General features: G+C 57.8%; 2 protein-coding genes. Both read left to right on the plus strand.

The window, feature by feature from the left end; genetic code table 11:
* The first annotated feature begins 170 nt into the window (after positions 1–170).
* Positions 171–1799 carry a Mu transposase C-terminal domain-containing protein gene (locus tag KJP28_RS19830; RefSeq protein WP_093455154.1) on the plus strand — a complete coding sequence of 543 codons (1629 nt, stop codon included), beginning with the start codon at positions 171–173 and terminating at the stop codon, positions 1797–1799.
* The coding region (locus tag KJP28_RS19835; RefSeq protein WP_218394110.1) for a TniB family NTP-binding protein at positions 1777–2012 on the plus strand (236 nt) is incomplete at its 3' end. The genes KJP28_RS19830 and KJP28_RS19835, both read left to right, overlap by 23 nt.

Here is a 2012-nt window from a genome sequence, read left to right on the forward strand (position 1 = left end):
TGTCACTGTACCCTCATTAATCAGAATTGCCTTTAAAATTATCGTTTGTTTTCAGCGGCACGATGTACCCTTAATTTTCATATTGTACCGTTAATTGCCATACTGTACCCTTTATTAGCATACGGTCAGTTCTGTGGATAAGTGCTGACAGGAATAGGGCAGGGATTGGCGTGGTCAGCGAGCGTCTTGCAAAACATCGAGCAGCAGTCCTCCGTCCGATCCTGGAACTTGAGAAGAAGGGTGAGCCGATCAGTGCGGCAATCGGAGATGCTGCTTGGGAACTAGGTTTGGCGAAGAGCCACACCTGGTCGCTTTACCGCCGTTTGCGCGAGAACGATGGGCGGGCCGCAGCACTGGAACTCAGTCGCCGGGGGCCGAAACCGGGGTCGAAACGGATCGCGCGAGAAGTCGAAGACCTCATCGATGAACGCCTACGGCGCTATTATCTGGTCCGCGAACGCTCCAGCTTTCTGCGAATTTGGCGTGAGATCCGTTCGGAATGCGAGGCAAAGGGCTTCCAGCCACCGGCACGAAAAACGCTGAAAGCTCGGCTCGATGCAATGGACGAGAAAGAGATTGTTAGAAAGCGCCGTGGTGCCAAGGAGGCGAACAAGACTTTTGCGGCACGTCCGGGCCGGCTTGCGGTTGGAACGCCACTGGAAATTGTTCAGATCGATCACACCTTGGCCGACATCATTTTGGTCGATCACGTGGATCGGCGACCGCTTGCGCGCCCATATTTGACGGTAGCCATCGATGTTGCAACCCGGATCGTTCTCGGGGTCTTCGTCAGCTTTGATGCACCATCAGTTCTTTCGATCGCGCTCTGCCTCGATCATTGTGTGCGTCGGAAATCGATCCACGTCCCAGGGAAGCTGGAAGAATTGGTCTGGCCGACATCCGGCATCCCGAAGGCGATCCATGTCGATAACGCGCAGGAGTTCCACAGCGACGCCTTCTCATCGGCCTGCGAAGATTGGGGCATTGCCGTCGAGTACCGCCCGCCTGGTGCAACGCACTTCGGAGGTCATATCGAACGTTTGATCGGAACGGCCATGGGGGCTGTTCATGTTTTGCCCGGGACCACGCAATCCTCCGCTGCCGAGAAGGGCGATTATGACAGCGAGAAACATGCGGCTCTGACCCTGGCCGAGTTCGAGGACTGGCTTCATCTGGAGATTTGCCGCTACCACAATACCCGCCACGAAGCCCTCGGGCGAACGCCGCTGGCCGCTTGGGCTGACTTGGGCGGAGACACTGCGGGGCGGCAGGTTGTCGATGTCGAAGCCTTCCGGACAAGCTTCCTGCCTTTTGAGTTGCGCCAGCTCGGGCGCACTGGGATCACTCTCTTTGGGGTGCACTACTGGAGTGATGCCTTCGCGTCGTTGGTCGGACGGGGCAGCGGCAAGGTGCAGGTGAAGTACGACCCGCGGGACCTGTCGCAGGTCTGGGTTCTCGTCAATGATGGCCGCATGATCCCGGCTCGGTATCGGGATCTGAGCCACCCTCGGATATCGCTTTGGGAAAGTCGTCGGGCGCGGAAGGAATGGCAAGACAGGCATGGCGGTCGGATCAACGAGAAGGCCTTGTTCCAGGTGATCGACGCGCAGAGACGACTGGCCGAGGCGGCGCGTCAGAAGACAAGGACCGCCCGTCTGGAGAGCGAACGCGAGACGCGGCTTCCCAAGCACCAGCCGCGCCGCGATCCGTCCCGAGAAATGTTCGCCATCGACACTGGTAACCCAGACCTCCCCACTTATCCGATTGAAGAGTTTGATGACCCCAGAAGAAAGAATTGACCGCATCCGCAGCGATCATTGGATCGCATTCGACCGTGCCACGATTGTTCTCAACCGATTGACGTCCCTGATGGAAATGCCGCAGCAGAGCCGGATGCCTGGCCTGATGGTCTATGGCAGTTCCGGTATTGGCAAGACGATGATCGCCAAGCGCATGGCCAGCAAGTATCCGACGCAGTACAACGCAGAACTGGGCATCACGAAGACCCCCAT

It is taken from the genome of Maritimibacter dapengensis (assembly GCF_019218265.1).
GTDB lineage: Bacteria > Pseudomonadota > Alphaproteobacteria > Rhodobacterales > Rhodobacteraceae > Maritimibacter > Maritimibacter dapengensis.